At 50.2% G+C, this 14,039-nt stretch carries 18 protein-coding genes; 15 read left to right on the top strand and 3 right to left on the bottom strand.

Features of this window, described 5'->3' with window-relative positions; all coding sequences use genetic code 11:
• Positions 1-16: 16 nt before the first annotated feature.
• From B0I18_RS15940 to B0I18_RS15930, 3 genes are all read left to right on the top strand, one after another.
• Entirely contained in the window at positions 17-979 is a 963-nt protein-coding gene (locus B0I18_RS15940) for a DUF3592 domain-containing protein (RefSeq protein WP_106523730.1), read from the top strand.
• A gap of 272 nt (positions 980-1,251) precedes the next feature.
• Positions 1,252-1,470, top strand: coding sequence for a microviridin/marinostatin family tricyclic proteinase inhibitor (locus B0I18_RS15935; RefSeq protein ID WP_106523729.1), 219 nt, complete (start codon positions 1,252-1,254; stop codon positions 1,468-1,470).
• Between the two features lie 116 nt (positions 1,471-1,586).
• Positions 1,587-3,059 (top strand): carboxypeptidase-like regulatory domain-containing protein, encoded by a 1,473-nt coding sequence (locus tag B0I18_RS15930; protein ID WP_106523728.1) that lies wholly within the window; start codon positions 1,587-1,589, stop codon positions 3,057-3,059.
• A 7-nt stretch (positions 3,060-3,066) separates the two neighbouring features.
• Here B0I18_RS15930 and B0I18_RS15925 read toward each other — a convergent pair whose 3' ends face one another.
• Complete coding sequence (locus tag B0I18_RS15925) at positions 3,067-3,339, bottom strand: barstar family protein (RefSeq protein WP_106523727.1); 273 nt, start codon at positions 3,337-3,339, stop codon at positions 3,067-3,069.
• 305 nt (positions 3,340-3,644) lie between these two features.
• Here B0I18_RS15925 and B0I18_RS15920 point away from each other — a divergent pair, with 305 nt between their 5' ends.
• From B0I18_RS15920 to B0I18_RS15900, 5 genes are all read left to right on the top strand, one after another.
• Positions 3,645-4,355 (top strand): NRDE family protein, encoded by a 711-nt coding sequence (locus tag B0I18_RS15920; protein ID WP_181358494.1) that lies wholly within the window; start codon positions 3,645-3,647, stop codon positions 4,353-4,355.
• 144 nt (positions 4,356-4,499) lie between these two features.
• Entirely contained in the window at positions 4,500-5,090 is a 591-nt protein-coding gene (locus B0I18_RS15915; RefSeq protein WP_106523725.1) for a TetR/AcrR family transcriptional regulator, read from the top strand.
• Between the two features lie 73 nt (positions 5,091-5,163).
• Positions 5,164-5,622 (top strand): hypothetical protein, encoded by a 459-nt coding sequence (locus tag B0I18_RS15910; protein WP_106523865.1) that lies wholly within the window; start codon positions 5,164-5,166, stop codon positions 5,620-5,622.
• Positions 5,623-5,624: 2 nt separating this feature from the next.
• Positions 5,625-5,948 carry a DUF3817 domain-containing protein gene (locus B0I18_RS15905; RefSeq protein ID WP_106523724.1) on the top strand — a complete coding sequence of 108 codons (324 nt, stop codon included), beginning with the start codon at positions 5,625-5,627 and terminating at the stop codon, positions 5,946-5,948.
• Positions 5,945-6,304, top strand: coding sequence for a rhodanese-like domain-containing protein (locus B0I18_RS15900; RefSeq protein WP_106523723.1), 360 nt, complete (start codon positions 5,945-5,947; stop codon positions 6,302-6,304). The genes B0I18_RS15905 and B0I18_RS15900 overlap by 4 nt, the downstream gene beginning before the upstream one ends.
• Positions 6,305-6,463: 159 nt before the next feature.
• Here the strand turns inward: B0I18_RS15900 and B0I18_RS15895 are convergent, their stop codons facing one another.
• Together B0I18_RS15895 and B0I18_RS15890 are read right to left on the bottom strand one after the other, a co-directional pair.
• Positions 6,464-7,057 (bottom strand): NAD(P)H-dependent oxidoreductase, encoded by a 594-nt coding sequence (locus B0I18_RS15895; protein WP_106523722.1) that lies wholly within the window; start codon positions 7,055-7,057, stop codon positions 6,464-6,466.
• A 69-nt stretch (positions 7,058-7,126) separates the two neighbouring features.
• The gene (locus B0I18_RS15890; protein ID WP_106523721.1) at positions 7,127-7,936 is read right to left on the bottom strand and encodes an AraC family transcriptional regulator; all 810 of its coding nucleotides are present in this window, start codon (positions 7,934-7,936) and stop codon (positions 7,127-7,129) included.
• Between the two features lie 105 nt (positions 7,937-8,041).
• Here B0I18_RS15890 and B0I18_RS15885 point away from each other — a divergent pair, with 105 nt between their 5' ends.
• From B0I18_RS15885 to B0I18_RS15860, 7 genes are all read left to right on the top strand, one after another.
• On the top strand, positions 8,042-8,644 hold the full coding sequence (locus B0I18_RS15885) for a WG repeat-containing protein (protein ID WP_106523720.1): 603 nt from the start codon (positions 8,042-8,044) through the stop codon (positions 8,642-8,644).
• A gap of 18 nt (positions 8,645-8,662) precedes the next feature.
• Positions 8,663-10,303, top strand: a complete 1,641-nt coding sequence (locus B0I18_RS15880) for a DNA recombination protein RmuC (RefSeq protein WP_106523719.1) — start codon at positions 8,663-8,665, stop codon at positions 10,301-10,303.
• Between the two features lie 41 nt (positions 10,304-10,344).
• Entirely contained in the window at positions 10,345-11,799 is a 1,455-nt protein-coding gene (locus B0I18_RS15875) for a hypothetical protein (RefSeq protein ID WP_106523718.1), read from the top strand.
• Positions 11,800-11,881: 82 nt separating this feature from the next.
• Positions 11,882-12,571: a DUF4919 domain-containing protein gene (locus B0I18_RS15870; protein ID WP_106523717.1), complete on the top strand. Its 690-nt coding sequence runs from the start codon at positions 11,882-11,884 to the stop codon at positions 12,569-12,571.
• Positions 12,572-12,606: 35 nt separating this feature from the next.
• Entirely contained in the window at positions 12,607-12,783 is a 177-nt protein-coding gene (locus tag B0I18_RS25110; RefSeq protein ID WP_181358493.1) for a hypothetical protein, read from the top strand.
• Between the two features lie 126 nt (positions 12,784-12,909).
• Positions 12,910-13,098 carry a hypothetical protein gene (locus tag B0I18_RS15865; RefSeq protein WP_106523716.1) on the top strand — a complete coding sequence of 63 codons (189 nt, stop codon included), beginning with the start codon at positions 12,910-12,912 and terminating at the stop codon, positions 13,096-13,098.
• A 471-nt stretch (positions 13,099-13,569) separates the two neighbouring features.
• A complete protein-coding gene (locus B0I18_RS15860) occupies positions 13,570-13,974 on the top strand; it encodes a hypothetical protein (protein ID WP_146146766.1) in 405 nt (134 codons plus the stop codon).
• Positions 13,975-14,039 lie beyond the last annotated feature (65 nt).

Here is a 14,039-nt window from a genome sequence, read left to right as displayed (position 1 = left end):
ATTTTAAAAAAACGCTATGGGCCGGAACGGTATATTCTGGGGCATATATATGCTTTTCTTTGCGATCCCTTTCCCCATGATCCTGTATTACAGTATTACGGGCAGTGACGCGGGGCGTGCCGACTCTTCACCGCTTATGATCATGGTGTGGCTGTCGTTATCGGCGCTGCTCTGGATCATTTTCCTGTACCAATTGCTGAAAAGCTGGCTGCTCGATGTGTTTACCGTGCATGCCCGTATTACGCGGCTGATGGCCGAAGGCACGCTGGTGCCCGCCAGGGTAACCGATTGTGTGGTTGCCGGCCAGGCCCGTAAAGGCGTTGAATCCCTGAACGTAACGCTGAGCTTTACCAACTTTGCAGGAGAAGCGATCAGCGAAACGATGCCTATCAACGACAGCAAGCCTTTCGAGCGCCGGTACGAGACCGGTAATACAGTTGATCTGCGTATTGATCCCGAATTAAAGCAGCCATGTGTGCTGCCGGCCAGTACGGTAACGCGTTTTAAGAAGGGTGTGCTGGTATTACGTATAACCGGTTGGTTGCTGATCGCGGCTGCTGTGGCCGGTTATTATTATTATTCCTACTGGTTCGAAGGACAGGGGCAAAACTGGCGGTTCATGATCTTCTGGCATCCGCTCATCTTATGCCCGCTTATGCTGCTTTTCTATGAGCGCGTGATCGGGGGACTGTTACGCAAACACCTGGGGCCGGGTAAACATGACCTCCGGCTTAAACTATATGGCCGTAAAACCATGGCTACTTTAAAAAGTGCAAGCCAGACGGGGCTTTCGGTAAACGACCAGCCGCAACTCCTGTTTGTGCTCGAATATACCGACGACCTGGGTAAGAAATACCAGGTTAGTTTCAAGAAAATCGTAAGCCTGCTGGAACTCGATATTGCCCGTAAAGAGGAGATCGCTATTTTCTACCTGCCGGATGCGCCGCTTACCGTGGCTTTTGCAAGCGACCTGGAATAGCCAAAACCTGTTTTAACCGTTGTAGATACAATATTTTTAATGTTATTATATTTTGTATACAACTGCGTGCCAGGTAGTCTTAATAAATATTCTATTTTTAACATATTTATAGGTTTTTCTGATGCGTCACAATCCTGCTAGATTATAAAAATTGCTATATATTTACTTTTCTTTCACAGATCGGGCTTAAAAACTACCGGCTGCGAAAGGAGTTTCCTGTGATCCTTGTGCTCCGGGAACCTGTTTTTTTACCACACCAAACCATAAACGCGATGCAAAAAGATCAGCAACTTAAAAAGCCTTTTTTCTCCAATTTTATGGAGCAACAACTGGATAGCCAGGCCGGCGATGCCGTAGGGGCAGGTCCTAACCAAACCCAGAAATACCCTTCCGATAAGGAAGACGATTATACCAAACCTACGCTGGATATGGCCCAGACTCAGAAATTCCCATCAGATGGCGACGATGATGTTCAGTCTTCGCCCCTGTAAATCAGCCCCTGCTCCCTTCAATGAAATAGAGAAAGCCCTCCGGTATCGGAAGGCTTTTTTTATGCGATAACTTCAAGGTGTATTGGTGGGCTGCAACAAGCGCCGTAACTTAGGTTATGTTTAACCCGAACCACCTGAAATCTAACGCCCTGCTGGCGTTGTTCTTGTTATGCTGCCTGTTCCCGGCATGGGGGCAGCAAATGGCCGCAAGCGGCGTACTCACTGATGAAGTCTCCGGCAAACCTGTACCTGCCGCAGCCGTTTATATCGCTAATTCTACTTATAACGCCACTACCGACGATGCCGGTCGTTTCAGCTTCCTGCATTTTCCGCAACTGCCCGCAACGCTTACCCTGTCTGTGATCGGTTATGAAACGGTAACACTTAAAGTTACGGCAGACAATGCGCATGCCTTACAGGTAGCGCTGCGCAGGAAGGTAGTACAACTCGATGAAGTACAGGTAAGCCTGCCCGAACGTAATGGCTGGAAGAAATATGGCGTCCGCTTCCTGGAGGAGCTGGTGGGTTGGTCGGATTATGCCGCCGCATGCAAGTTGCAGAATAAAGAAGTGGTGCAATTCAGTTTCGATAAAAAAGACGGCATCCTGAAAGCCTGGGCTGACAAGCCTTTGCAGATCAGGAACCAGGCTATGGGATACGATATCGTTTACCAGCTCGAAGATTTTGAATTGGATATGTACCAGAACAAGCTGTTTTATAAAGGCTACGCTTATTTCCGGGAACTGCCCGCTACCGGGCGTAAGGCCCGGCAGTTCGGCAAAAAGCGCAAAGCTGCTTTCAACGGATCTTTCCGCCATTTCGCACAGGCCTTATACAAAGGTAGCGCAAGCGCCGAAGGCTTTGAAATACGCCGCTTGAAAAGAGTATATGAAGAGGATGCGATGTCCTATATCCCCATCAGGACGGATACCCTGCGCTGGTACGATACTACCGGTTTAGTGCAGCTGGCAGGAGAGATCTTTACCGGCGATACGGCAATGGCGGCAAAAGCCCTGGTTTCGCTGGAGACCTGGCGAAACGATACCACAGGTCCTGAAAGGTTCTGGCTTAAAGGGCGGCGCAGGTTGCACGATAGCACGGTGACACCCGTGTATGTGTTTGCAAAATATGGTGCAACAAAAAAGGAATGCCAGGTGAAATACTATGAAACCCGGGATACAACGGGCATAGCCGCTGCAGAAGAACCTGAGGTACTGGAGCAATTGCGCAACCAAAGGCCGGGCTTCTGGAAAAAAAGAGCATCGTTGAACCTCCTGTACAAAACGCCCGTACCGGCAGACAGCATAATAACCCGCAGGGGAGCGGATGTGCTGTTACATTTCCCCGACTTCTTGCAAGTAACTTATATGCGCGAACTCGAAGAGCTCCCTTACCTACAGCGCAGCGGCAATTGGGCGCGTGACCCGCAGCAGCAGGTAAGCGTTGTTTCATTGCGCGATGGTAATAACCTGCACCTGCTCGCAGACGGCAACTTTTACGATGCCTACGATCTCCTGCTGGAGCAGTACTGGGCCTATGAGAAGCTGGATAAACTGCTTCCCCTTGATTATATCCCTCCGGTTGACTAAAACCTGTTTACATGACCTCGATCCGGCCACGGCTACCGGTACGGCGGCTGCGATGGTTGTAATCTTCTATAAGACGGCTGAACGTTTTGCCCTCTGCCGGGAACCGGGATGTGAACTGTGAATAGTTCAGCAGGGTAATGCGCTCCTGTTGCTTGTCGTCGGAAAGCACCCTGCGCAGGGACTCCCAATTGTTGTTGTAGAAGGATGGAAACTTCAGACCCCTTTCCAGGTCGCTGTGCAGGGCGTCGATTGTGCGTATAGTACCTAAGTCGATTATCATATAATAAAAATACAGGATTAAAGGTTAAGGGAATTTTAAAACCTGGAAATGCTTTACTGCAGGGCATTATAGCGTAGTTATAATATCCGGTCCCGGTTGTAAGGCAGGTGTATCTTATCTTGTATGCAAGCTGTCCTGCCGAAAAATTTCAGCATCCGGGTATCGATGTTCCTGATAGCGTAGTATACCGGGATGTTGTACCTTACATACCGGTATAACCAACACGGTTGATCACCAAATGTTGGGTATGATACCGGTTTATGCCCGGCAGGGTAATCCTGCCGGGGAACACAGACAACGCCTATATGTGTACCGTAACTTTTATTAAAACCAGCGACAAGGTATTTATCACTTCCAACAGGGACGAGCTGGCATTGCGCCCCGCGGCGCTGCCACCGGCAATCTACGGGGGCGACAGCGGCCGCATCATTTTCCCCAAAGACGGGCTTGCAGGCGGTACCTGGATGGCCTTGCATGAGCGGGGTAATGCGATGGTATTGCTGAACGGAGCATTCGAAAGACATATCCATAAGCCGCCATACCGGCTCAGCAGGGGACTGATCTTCCTGCAGATTTTCGATAGCGCAACACCAGTGTTTACTTTTCAGCAGATCGATCTCGACCAGATCGAACCCTTTACACTCGTCATCTGGCAACAACATGCGCTTTGGGAGGCCCGTTGGGATGGCGCCAACAAAACATGGCGGCCTATGCCCGACGATGTCATGCATATCTGGTCGTCGGCTACCCTGTACGACGAGGAAGTGCGTCATAAACGGGAAGCCTGGTTTGACCGCTGGCAGGCCGCTTCACCGGTTATCAGTACCGAATCCATAGAGCAGTTCCATACGTTTGCAGGCGAGGGCGATGCGGCTACCGACCTGCGTATGAACCGCGACGGGCTGTTGCAGACGGTAAGTATCAGTAATATCACGATAAGCGATACGGGTAGCATATTCCGGTACAACGACCTGTTGCAGGGCGGTTTTTATACCCAATCATTCCAGGAGTCATAAAGCCTGTAGTGCTTTATGGTAAAGGGTTATAAAAGGTAATGTCAATCTTTGCGCGGCCTGTAAGCGGCTATGGGCGGAATGGGCCGGCCCTCCTGTATAAAAATAAAAAAGCGTTTATTTGCATCCCGTAAATCCTGTTCCTTTATGAAAAAAGCAGCGGCCACCCGCCTTATGATCCTGGAAAAAGCCTTTGAACTGATCTATACCAAGGGCTATCAGACCACCAGTATCGACGAGATCATTGCAACGACCCAGGTAACCAAGGGCGCCTTCTTTTATCATTTTAAAAGTAAGGATGAAATGGGACTCGCGATCATCAACGAACTGATGAAAACCGGCATGGTGCACGATTACCTGCAAGCCGGCAAAGAGAACGAGCACCCGCTCGATACGATCTACCGGATCTTCAAAACACTGTTACTCGGGAATAATTTTCTTAAAGTAGCTTATGGTTGCCCGGCCGGCAATTTTACACAGGAAATGGCGCCCTGGAACGAATCCTTCCGTGTAGCCCTGGCCGGATTGGTAGACCAGTTGCTCCAATTGCTTACCGATATACTGAAAAAAGGAAAGAAGGCGGGGCTGGTCAACAGCAAGGTGCATCCCGAGCAGGCCGTGCTTATGATTATGTCGGGCTACTGGGGCATCCGCAATTTCGGCAAGTTGTATAACAGCAACGACTGCTATAAGAGTTATCTCCGGGAGCTTAAAAACTACCTGCATAGCCTGCGCTAAAATTTTTTATACCAAAAACATACTAGTTAGTATGTTTTTGGTATACCTTTGCCGGGTCTTAAAAAAACAGGGTATGTACCAGACCTTTATTTTCCTGCACTCTTTCTTCCGCTGGTTTGTTGTATTAAGTTTGTTATGCGCCCTGCTCCGGGCTATGGAGGGCTATCGCTCGGGCCGGTCTTTTTCGGCCACGGATAACGCCGTGCGGCACTGGACGGCGACTATAGCGCATATACAACTCGTGCTGGGTATTATGGTGTATATCAAAAGCCCGGTTGTACATTATTTCTGGCGCAACTTCCGGGAGGCAATAGGGATATGGAGTATTACTTTTTTTGCCCTGTTCCATTTTGCCGCCATGCTGGCCGCCATTGTGCTGGTCACCATCGGCTCTGCACTGGCTAAACGAAGACCCGGGGACCGGGCCAAGTTCCGCACCCTGTTTATCTGGTTCGGTATTGCTTTAGTACTCATTATCTTGGCCATTCCCTGGCCTTTTTCTCCACTGGCCCAAAGGCCTTATCTCAGATAATTATGATCGCTCACCTCCGCTCCCGCATCGGGCGCCTGCGCCTTATCGGCCTGCTCGAAGGCAGCTCGCTGCTGTTGCTGCTTTTCGTAGCCGTACCTATGAAGTATTACTGGAACGACCCCATGGCCACGCGCCTGCTGGGCCCTGTGCACGGCGTGTTGTTCCTCCTGTTCATCTTCAATACGCTGTCTGTAGGCGTAGAGCAGCGTTGGGTATTTCGCCGTACTACCTGGAAAGTGCTGCTGGCCTGTATTATACCCTTCGGTACTTTTTATATCGACCGTCGCATCCTTGCCCGTATAAAACCCCAGAACGACACTTTATGAAAACAATTGTGATCACCCTGCTGGTGCTTGCCGGCTTGTACATGGTATACCGCAGCTACCGTTTTCTGAACCTGGATAAGGGCCTGGATCAAAAAGTCCGGAATGGCGCCGTGATCCTCGATGTGCGCACGGAAAGCGAATACCGTACCGGTCATATCGAAGGCTCGGTGAATATACCGCTGAGCCGGCTGCATGCCGATACGGTGCCGCTCGATCCGTCGAAGGTTTACATTACGGTATGTTCGCATGGTCTGCGTAGTGTAAAGGCTGCAGCCCTGTTGCGCGAAAAGGGGTATAAACAGGTGTACAACGGCGGCGCCTGGTCTGACCTGCAGCAAACGCTGGCCGGGCATTAAGCCTTATCGTTACCGCCAGTTCATAAAACCTTCCCAGGCAAAATAGAACAGGATAAAGTAAAAGGTGTATTTCAGGGTCTTCGCCGCGATCCTTCAAAAGCGGGAACCGGCACTGCGCGGCAGTTTGCCGGCTTGGGTTGGATCTATTGCGGTCATGACTTAATTGGTTTGAAGATGATGTATGGCGTAGTGTTGCGCGATATCGCCGGTCCATTGTTGTACCTGTTCGGCCCCGGCCCTGTCGGCGTTTTCGAAAAAGAAATGTTCGCGGATACGGAAGCCGCAATAGGCGAATATACCCTGATCTGAAGTCAGTACCAGCGCTTTGTCCATACCGCTTGCGGCGTAGGCGGCGTGCGACTTGCCCTGGGTATTGATGATCACGGCCTCTTTGTCCTGCAGCAGTCCTTTCTGTATACCTTCATCATAGCGGTAGGCAAAGCCGTAACTGAATACCCGGTCGATATATCCCTTCATGATCGCCGGCATCCCGGTCCACCAGATGGGATAAATAAAGGTGATGCATCCGGCCCAGGCAACGTGGTTTTGCTCGGCCTGTATATCGGCGCCCACTACGCCCCGGTATAAGCCTGCTATATCTTCCAGCGACAGTACGGGGTTAAAGTTTTGCTGGTTCAGGTCGCGTACCACTACTTCGTGTCCCTGTTGTACCAGAAGGCTGGTAACGGTGTCGAGTAAATGCCGGTTGAGGCTGTCGGGGTTGGGGTGGGCATAAACAATAAGGTGTCTCATCTCGTTTTGTTTTTATAACACAAAAGTAGAGCGGGTCACCGGGGCGGGATTGTAAGAAAACGAAGGCGGTCAGTCGCCGGCATTGCAGATGTCCTGCTGGAACTTGAGGTATTTGCCGGGGCTAAGACCCAGGTAATGGTTGAAGTCGTGGATCAGCTGACTCTGATCATAGTATCCGAATTCGTGGATCAGTTCAAACCAGTCGGTGGTGGCCGGGTGTTCCTGCAGGTAGCGGATAGCCCGTATAAAGCGGCTGTAGCGGCCTTTCTCCTTGGCCGTGTAACCGAAATATTTTTTATAATGCTGCTGCAGGTTGCGTTCGCTTTGTTGCAGTTCCTGCGACAGCGCCTTGATCGGGCTTTGCTGGTTTTCGTCAAAACCGGCCAGGCGTTGCGACAATAGATCCTGTTCCTTCAGGTAGGGGCGGCAGAAATCAAGCAAGGCCTGTACCTGTTGCTCCGGGCTGTCCAGCTGTTTCAGGCAGGCCCACAGGCCATTAAAGCAATCGTCGGGCAACAGGCTGTCGGGCGATACCGGGTTATGCAGGGGTAATTCGCGCGCGCCGAAGAAACGGTAAAAGGCATCGTCTTTAAAATTAACGACCAGCATAGCCGCTCCGGGCTCCAGGGTATATTGGAAAGCCTGTCTTACCGGGCCGGTTATCATACATTGCGATACGGCCATATGGGTCTGTGCTTTCGTTACGAAAGACAGGCCCTCGCTCAGCGCAAATACCATAAGCGTTTGGTACGAAGGCAACAGGGTATGGGTTATGGCCGAAGCCGTACCGTTACACGCATAGTAAAACTGGCTGAATACACCTGAAAAGTCAGGTGGTACGGCAATCCGGTACTGTACATAAGCGGGATCCTGCTCCATTTTTACGAAACATTGATAAACCCTGCAAAAGTACAAAAAGAAATATCTGCTCCGGGCTTCTTCCTATCTTTGTAAGGCCTTTAACTGTTTTGCCCGATCCCTGTTATGAACCGATTTTTTGCCTTAGTATTCCTGCTTTTACCTGTAGCTTGCCTTGCACAGCGGCCGGCGGACTATTGGGTCGCTTATACCGATACCAGTTCGGGCGATCCCCTTACCGGTTATAAAAGCCTGGATGGCAATATCGCCATTGCCGCAAAATACCTCTGGGCCAGCGATACTTTTTATACCATGGCCATTGTTTTCGACCAGGGTTGGATAGGTATTAACCGCAAACAGGAAATCATACTAAGGCCTTTTATTTTTGACAATGGTCCAGACTATGTTGTAGAAGGGCTATTCCGTTTCGTGGAGGGCGAAAAGATGGGCTTTGCCGATCCTGACGGACATAAAGTGATACCGGCACGTTACGATTTTGTAACTCCTTTTGAAGAGGGGCTCGCTGCTTACACCCTGGGCGGTTACAAACAGTATGATCAAAGCCGGCAACACTGGTGGTGGACCGGCGGTTATGAACAAGGCTTTGTAAACCGCGATGGACAAGAGTTCCGGGAGGCAGGCCCCCTGCAGGGCAAGCGCCGCAAGGCCCTTACCCGCGAAGGCAAACCGGTAGTACTCGATGGCAAAGGCCGGATTATCAAAAAATAAGTTCCCGAATTTTTAGCTATGAACTATACAGAACTATTGCCTGGCCTGCTGTTGGGCCTCCTGGGCGGATTGCTTTTGGGGTACCTGCTGGTACGGCTGGCCCTGCTTAAAAATTATGTACCCAAAGCGCTGCAGGAACAAACCCTGCAGCAACTGACCGCGGCGCAGTTGCAACTGGCCGGCCGTATTTCGAAAGAGGAACTGGCCGCCGGGTTTGTATCGCGGGAGTTGTATGAAAATGTAACGGGTGGTTTGCGCGAGGCGCACAATAGCCTGGATGCCGAAGTGGAAGCCAATCGGGCCCACCAGGCCAGCTTGTTGCGGCTTACTGCTGAGTCGGAACAAAAGCTGAGTAAAGCCGCCGTAGCACAGGATTATGTGGCTAAAGAGAGCTTTGCATTGTTGCAGCAAAAACTGGCCGGGCAGGAAGCGACGGCGCAGCAGCAGGAACAAACTATCCTGGACCTGAACCGGCAACTGACGGTTTTCCGGCAACAGGAGGTCTACCTCAACGAAAAGATCGGCCTGTTCCGTAAAGAGCTGGAAGAGCTGCATGCCCGGTCCCGGGAGCAGTTCAGCCATATGGCCTCCGAAGTGCTGGAGCATAAGAAGAAAGTATTCCTGGATGAAAACAAACGTGAGTTGAATACGATACTCGATCCTTTAAAAGCCAACCTGAGCGAATTCAGGGAAAAGGTAGAAGCCACCCGCAAAGAGGATATCCGCGATATGGCCTCCCTTAAAAAAGAGATAGAAACCCTGCAACGCTTAAACACACAGCTCAGCGACGATGCCCGCAACCTGGCTACTGCATTGAAGTCGGAAGTAAAGATGCAGGGCAACTGGGGCGAAGAGCGCCTGCATATGATCCTGGAAATGGAAGGGCTGCAGCAATATATCGACTTCGACCGCGAACGTTCGTATACCGATACCAACCTCGATAAAACCCGGAGACCGGATTTTATCCTCAAACTGCCCGAAGGCAAAAGCATTATTATCGACAGTAAGGTATCGCTGACGGCTTATGTCAACTATTTCAATGCGGCAACCGCCGAGGAAAAAGCCATGTACCTGAAGCAGCACCTGCGCAGCGTTACGGAACATATCAATGGCCTGGCCGATAAAAACTACCAGGCCATAGCCGGGCTGAATACCCCCGATTATGTATTCCTGTTTATGCCGGTAGAACCCGCGCTGACCCTGGCTATGAACCAGAATCCGGAGTTGTTCAGCCTGGCCCTGAAGCGGAAGATCGTACTCATTACACCCACTACACTGGTAGCGACGCTTAAAGTGGTCAAGATACTCTGGCAGAAAGAGAACCAGGTGCGGAATGTGGAAGAGATCTTCCGGCAATGTGGTGAGCTGTATAATAAGTTTGTGGGTTTCCTGCAGGATATGGACCGGATTGAAACGGCACTGGCATCGGCGGCCACGGCGCACCGCGATGCCATGAACAGTCTTAAAGACGGTAGCCGTAAGGGCAGCACGATTATAGGCCGCTTTGAAAACATAAGGAAGCTGGAAGCCAAAACCAGCAAGCGTATACCGGAGCATCACCTGCGTGAAGCCGAGCTGCTGCCGGATGATGACGCCGAAGACAAGCCGGATGGTATAAGTGACGCTGCGGGACAAGCTAATGATGAGGTAGGCAGTTAAACAGGAAAAACTTAATTTTAGAGCAACCTGCTGCTATCGTCATGAAATACCTGTTTGCTTTATCGTTTCTTTGGGGCATTTGCCTGCATTCCGTTTATGGGCAGGACGTCTATCATGCGTCAGCAATATCGGGAACTACGCAACAGATCGTATCCGCTATTCAGGAAGAAAACCAGTTGTTGGGCGAGCATATTTCTATTGATGCCACACGCCCTGAACAATACGACCGTTTCGAAAAGCTGAAACGTGTAGCCTCCGTGGCGGAACTCCGCGCGTTAACGCTTCATCCCAGTGGTGTGGTGCGTTGTTATGCTTTCTGGGCTTTAGCTGATAATGGTTTCCGGGACCTACTGCCCATGGTATATGCCCACATGAACGATACGGCGAAAGTTGTCGCGTTATTCGGATGTGTCATGACCAGCCCAAAGGTTGGCGATGTATTTATCGAGATCGTAAGACCTGGTTTCCTAAGCGACGAAAGACAGGTGCTGGACAGCGTGCAATATGCCCAGTTGGATAGCGTATTACTTTATACACCCTCTAAACTGGCTAGTCGCGAAATTCGTCTTTACTATGCTCCGCCAGTGCCGGCCTTGTATCCCGCCATCCGGAGTTGCGTGGCCGTTGAACATAATCCGATGGCGGTGGCGCCTTTGTCGCGGTATAAACGGGCTGCAGATGTCCCCCTGATACTGGCGAGTGAAGCAGGGAACGAAACGGGGGAAGGGTTCAATTTCGTCTACGAGGCCATTAGCAATTTTCCACACCCGGATTTCTTTCCCCTCCTTAAAAAGAACCTGGAACAAACACTGACCAGGCACAACAGTCTACCTGAATGGGAACAGTTTTATAAAGCTATCGCCGCTTATCAGAACAAAGCTGCCTATGCCTTATTGGAACGTTCGCTGACAAGCGCAGCGCGCGGACCGGGTTGGGATGACCGACTGAACTATCTGACACGCGCTGTAAGTAAATACCGGTGCCCGGTGTATGATAGCCTGCTGTGGACTTTGTGGATAGATGAAAAATGTCTGAGCGCTGATGCGTTCGGCTATTTGCTGGCTAATAACCCGAGAAAGGCCGTGATGGCTGCGAAGGCGACTTTGCTGGAGCCAGAGGCTTATAACCTTACCGGTAACTATGATGAAGCTGTATCGGTAAGCAAGCAGGACCTGGTTACCGGTATGGTAGACCTGGTCCTGGAGAACGATAGGGAAGCTGCACTGGCCCTGATTGGCAGGCAGATCCGGGAAACCGGTTTCGACTTTTTCGAAGTATTTTCCCGTAAGGCAGCTGTGCTTAAAGACATTACACTGGTGGAACCGCTACTGCAGCGCATGACCTTGGATGATGAACCATCTTATTACCGGGAAGCGGCCCGTATACTAGCTTCCTACAACAATAAAGCAATTAATGCGCGCATCCTTGCGGTTATAAAACAAAAGCCCGGCAGGTATTGGGGGGATGATGCCTTCCTCGCTTCATTAAAGGAATAGCCAACCGGTTGCCCGGTCAGTATATAAGCGGTACCACTTGCAACTTTTAAAAAATAGCTGCATCTTACAGGTAAAAGACCCGATGAAATCTACGCTCCTTATTATACTCCTGTCCTGTCTCGGCCTTTCACAGGTGAATGCAGGTGATTTCAGTCCGCCCGACTATAAAGCGATCCGTAAAAACATAAAAGACAAAAAGTCTGCTTTTTATTATCCCACGCTGATGAAGCGGTATAAAAACGGGGATACCACATTTACGAAGCAGGAGTTTGCCACGCTTTATTATGGTTTCCTGTTCGATCCCGGGTATTCAGTTTTGGACTTTTCAACTTATAATGATAGCATTAATGTGCTGCTTAGAGCCGATTCCATGGTTGCCGGGGACAACGAAAAGATGATCCGTTATGAAAAGGCGATATTGGAAACAAGTCCCTTCCGTATGCGGGACCTGAACCGTCTTGCAAATGCCTATTATTATGATGGCGACACGGTAGCTATGCGGATAGCGGGATATAAGTTACAAATGATTGCCGCTACGATCCTGTCTACGGGGGATGGCCGCACGGACAAGACCGGCTGGCATGTGATCTCCGTGGGGCATGAATATGATATCCTTAACTTCATGGGTTTCGATTTCGGCGGCAGTCAAAAGCTTACCCATAGTGGTTGTGATTACCTGGATGTGGAAAAGAATAAAGAGGGGATCAAAGGATTCTATTTCGACGTTAAACAAATCCTGGAAAAGGAAGCAGAATTGTTGAAACTGAAATAGGAAGCGGAAGCCGGACTTCTATAAAATGTCAGTTTATGAAAAACTACACCTGGATACTGTTGATTGTGCTCCTGGGCAGCAGTTGCGGCGACAAACAGCAGCCTGTGCATGAGCAGGCTGGGAAACCCTTGTATCTTACTGACTCCCTGGCTTCGCAGGTCAATACGCCGATACCGGATTCGAACAGGAAGCAGGCGGACAGCGGGCAGTAAAATAGCACGGTGTGTTGTGGCAGATAGGATGCAAAGCCTTGCTGGTACAGACCAAACAGGTATTGGTCCAGAAGAGTCGTGTGCAGTCCGCAAAGCGCTTATATTCGTTGCATAAACCGAATTTTTATGAAGAAGAAAAACAGCAACCCCCTGTCGCTGAAAAAGCATACGATCGTTAACCTGCAATCGCTGACCGGTGGCAAAGACCTCAGCCGCGATCTCGGTTTCAGTAAAGTAAGTGAGGGCTGTCCTCCTGTAACCGAAGGTTGTAACAATACACAGGGCGGTGGTACCTGTCAGCGTACGATCGCTTAAGTAACCCCTTTAAAAAATAGCTAAGGCCCGGTTCTGCCGGGCTTTTTTAATGCATAAGCACTGTGGCCGGTGGCGATCTATACCCGCAGATAACAGTAAAAAGCGCCCGGTCTGGTTTAGGACCGGGCGCAACGCGAGTAAGTAAAGAACTTTCGTACAATACGATTTTTTTATACGACGCGCGAAGATAAAAGTTGACCTGTTCCGGATGCGACAATAAGTGTGAATTATAGTTACTCAGTGTGAAAGCCTTGCCCCACCTGCATCAGGGGCTGTTATATTTTTGTGAACAGGCTTTGTGTGATTCCTGCGGCTTGTATTGCTCCGCCAGGACCGCAGGTCCGGATGGGCACCAGAATTGTGCATATGAACTGGCGGAACGCGCAATCTGTGTCCATGCTAAAACTCATTTTTGTATCTGTATTCAATGCGGAAAGCCTGTTAATTTTGGGGTATAAAAAACCTAAGATCATGTCCAGACAGACCAGGGAGCAGGATCAATTCATCTACAGGCCGGTATACCTTTCAGACCTGAAATCGATCGTTAAACTCTACCGCGAACAGCAGCCCGACGGGCGTTACAGCTACCGGGGCGAATCGCTCGATGCCGACTTCGGCATTCCCCTGAACATTGTAGAATACAATAAAAAGACGGTGGCTTATTCGGCAATATGCCTGGATGAAAAGCAACAGGCCAGCATCAGGCTGGTACTCGATAAAACCTGTGCAGACGAAGCAGTGGCCACTGCGCTCGAAGAACGTTCACTCTATGCCTGCCGGCACGCGCATTTATTTATGGATGAAGAAGAACACTTCGAAACCGAGAAGATCCGGCATGCCATACGCACCCTTACTGATTGGCTCAATAAATGCTGAGCGGATGGCATAACATAACCGAAATTTATTGCGCTTAGAGCGATAAATGGAAAGGCAGGTCTTAA

The sequence above is a fragment of the Taibaiella chishuiensis genome (assembly GCF_003014535.1).
Classification (GTDB): domain Bacteria; phylum Bacteroidota; class Bacteroidia; order Chitinophagales; family Chitinophagaceae; genus Taibaiella; species Taibaiella chishuiensis.
This window is presented reverse-complemented; position numbering and strand designations above follow the sequence as displayed.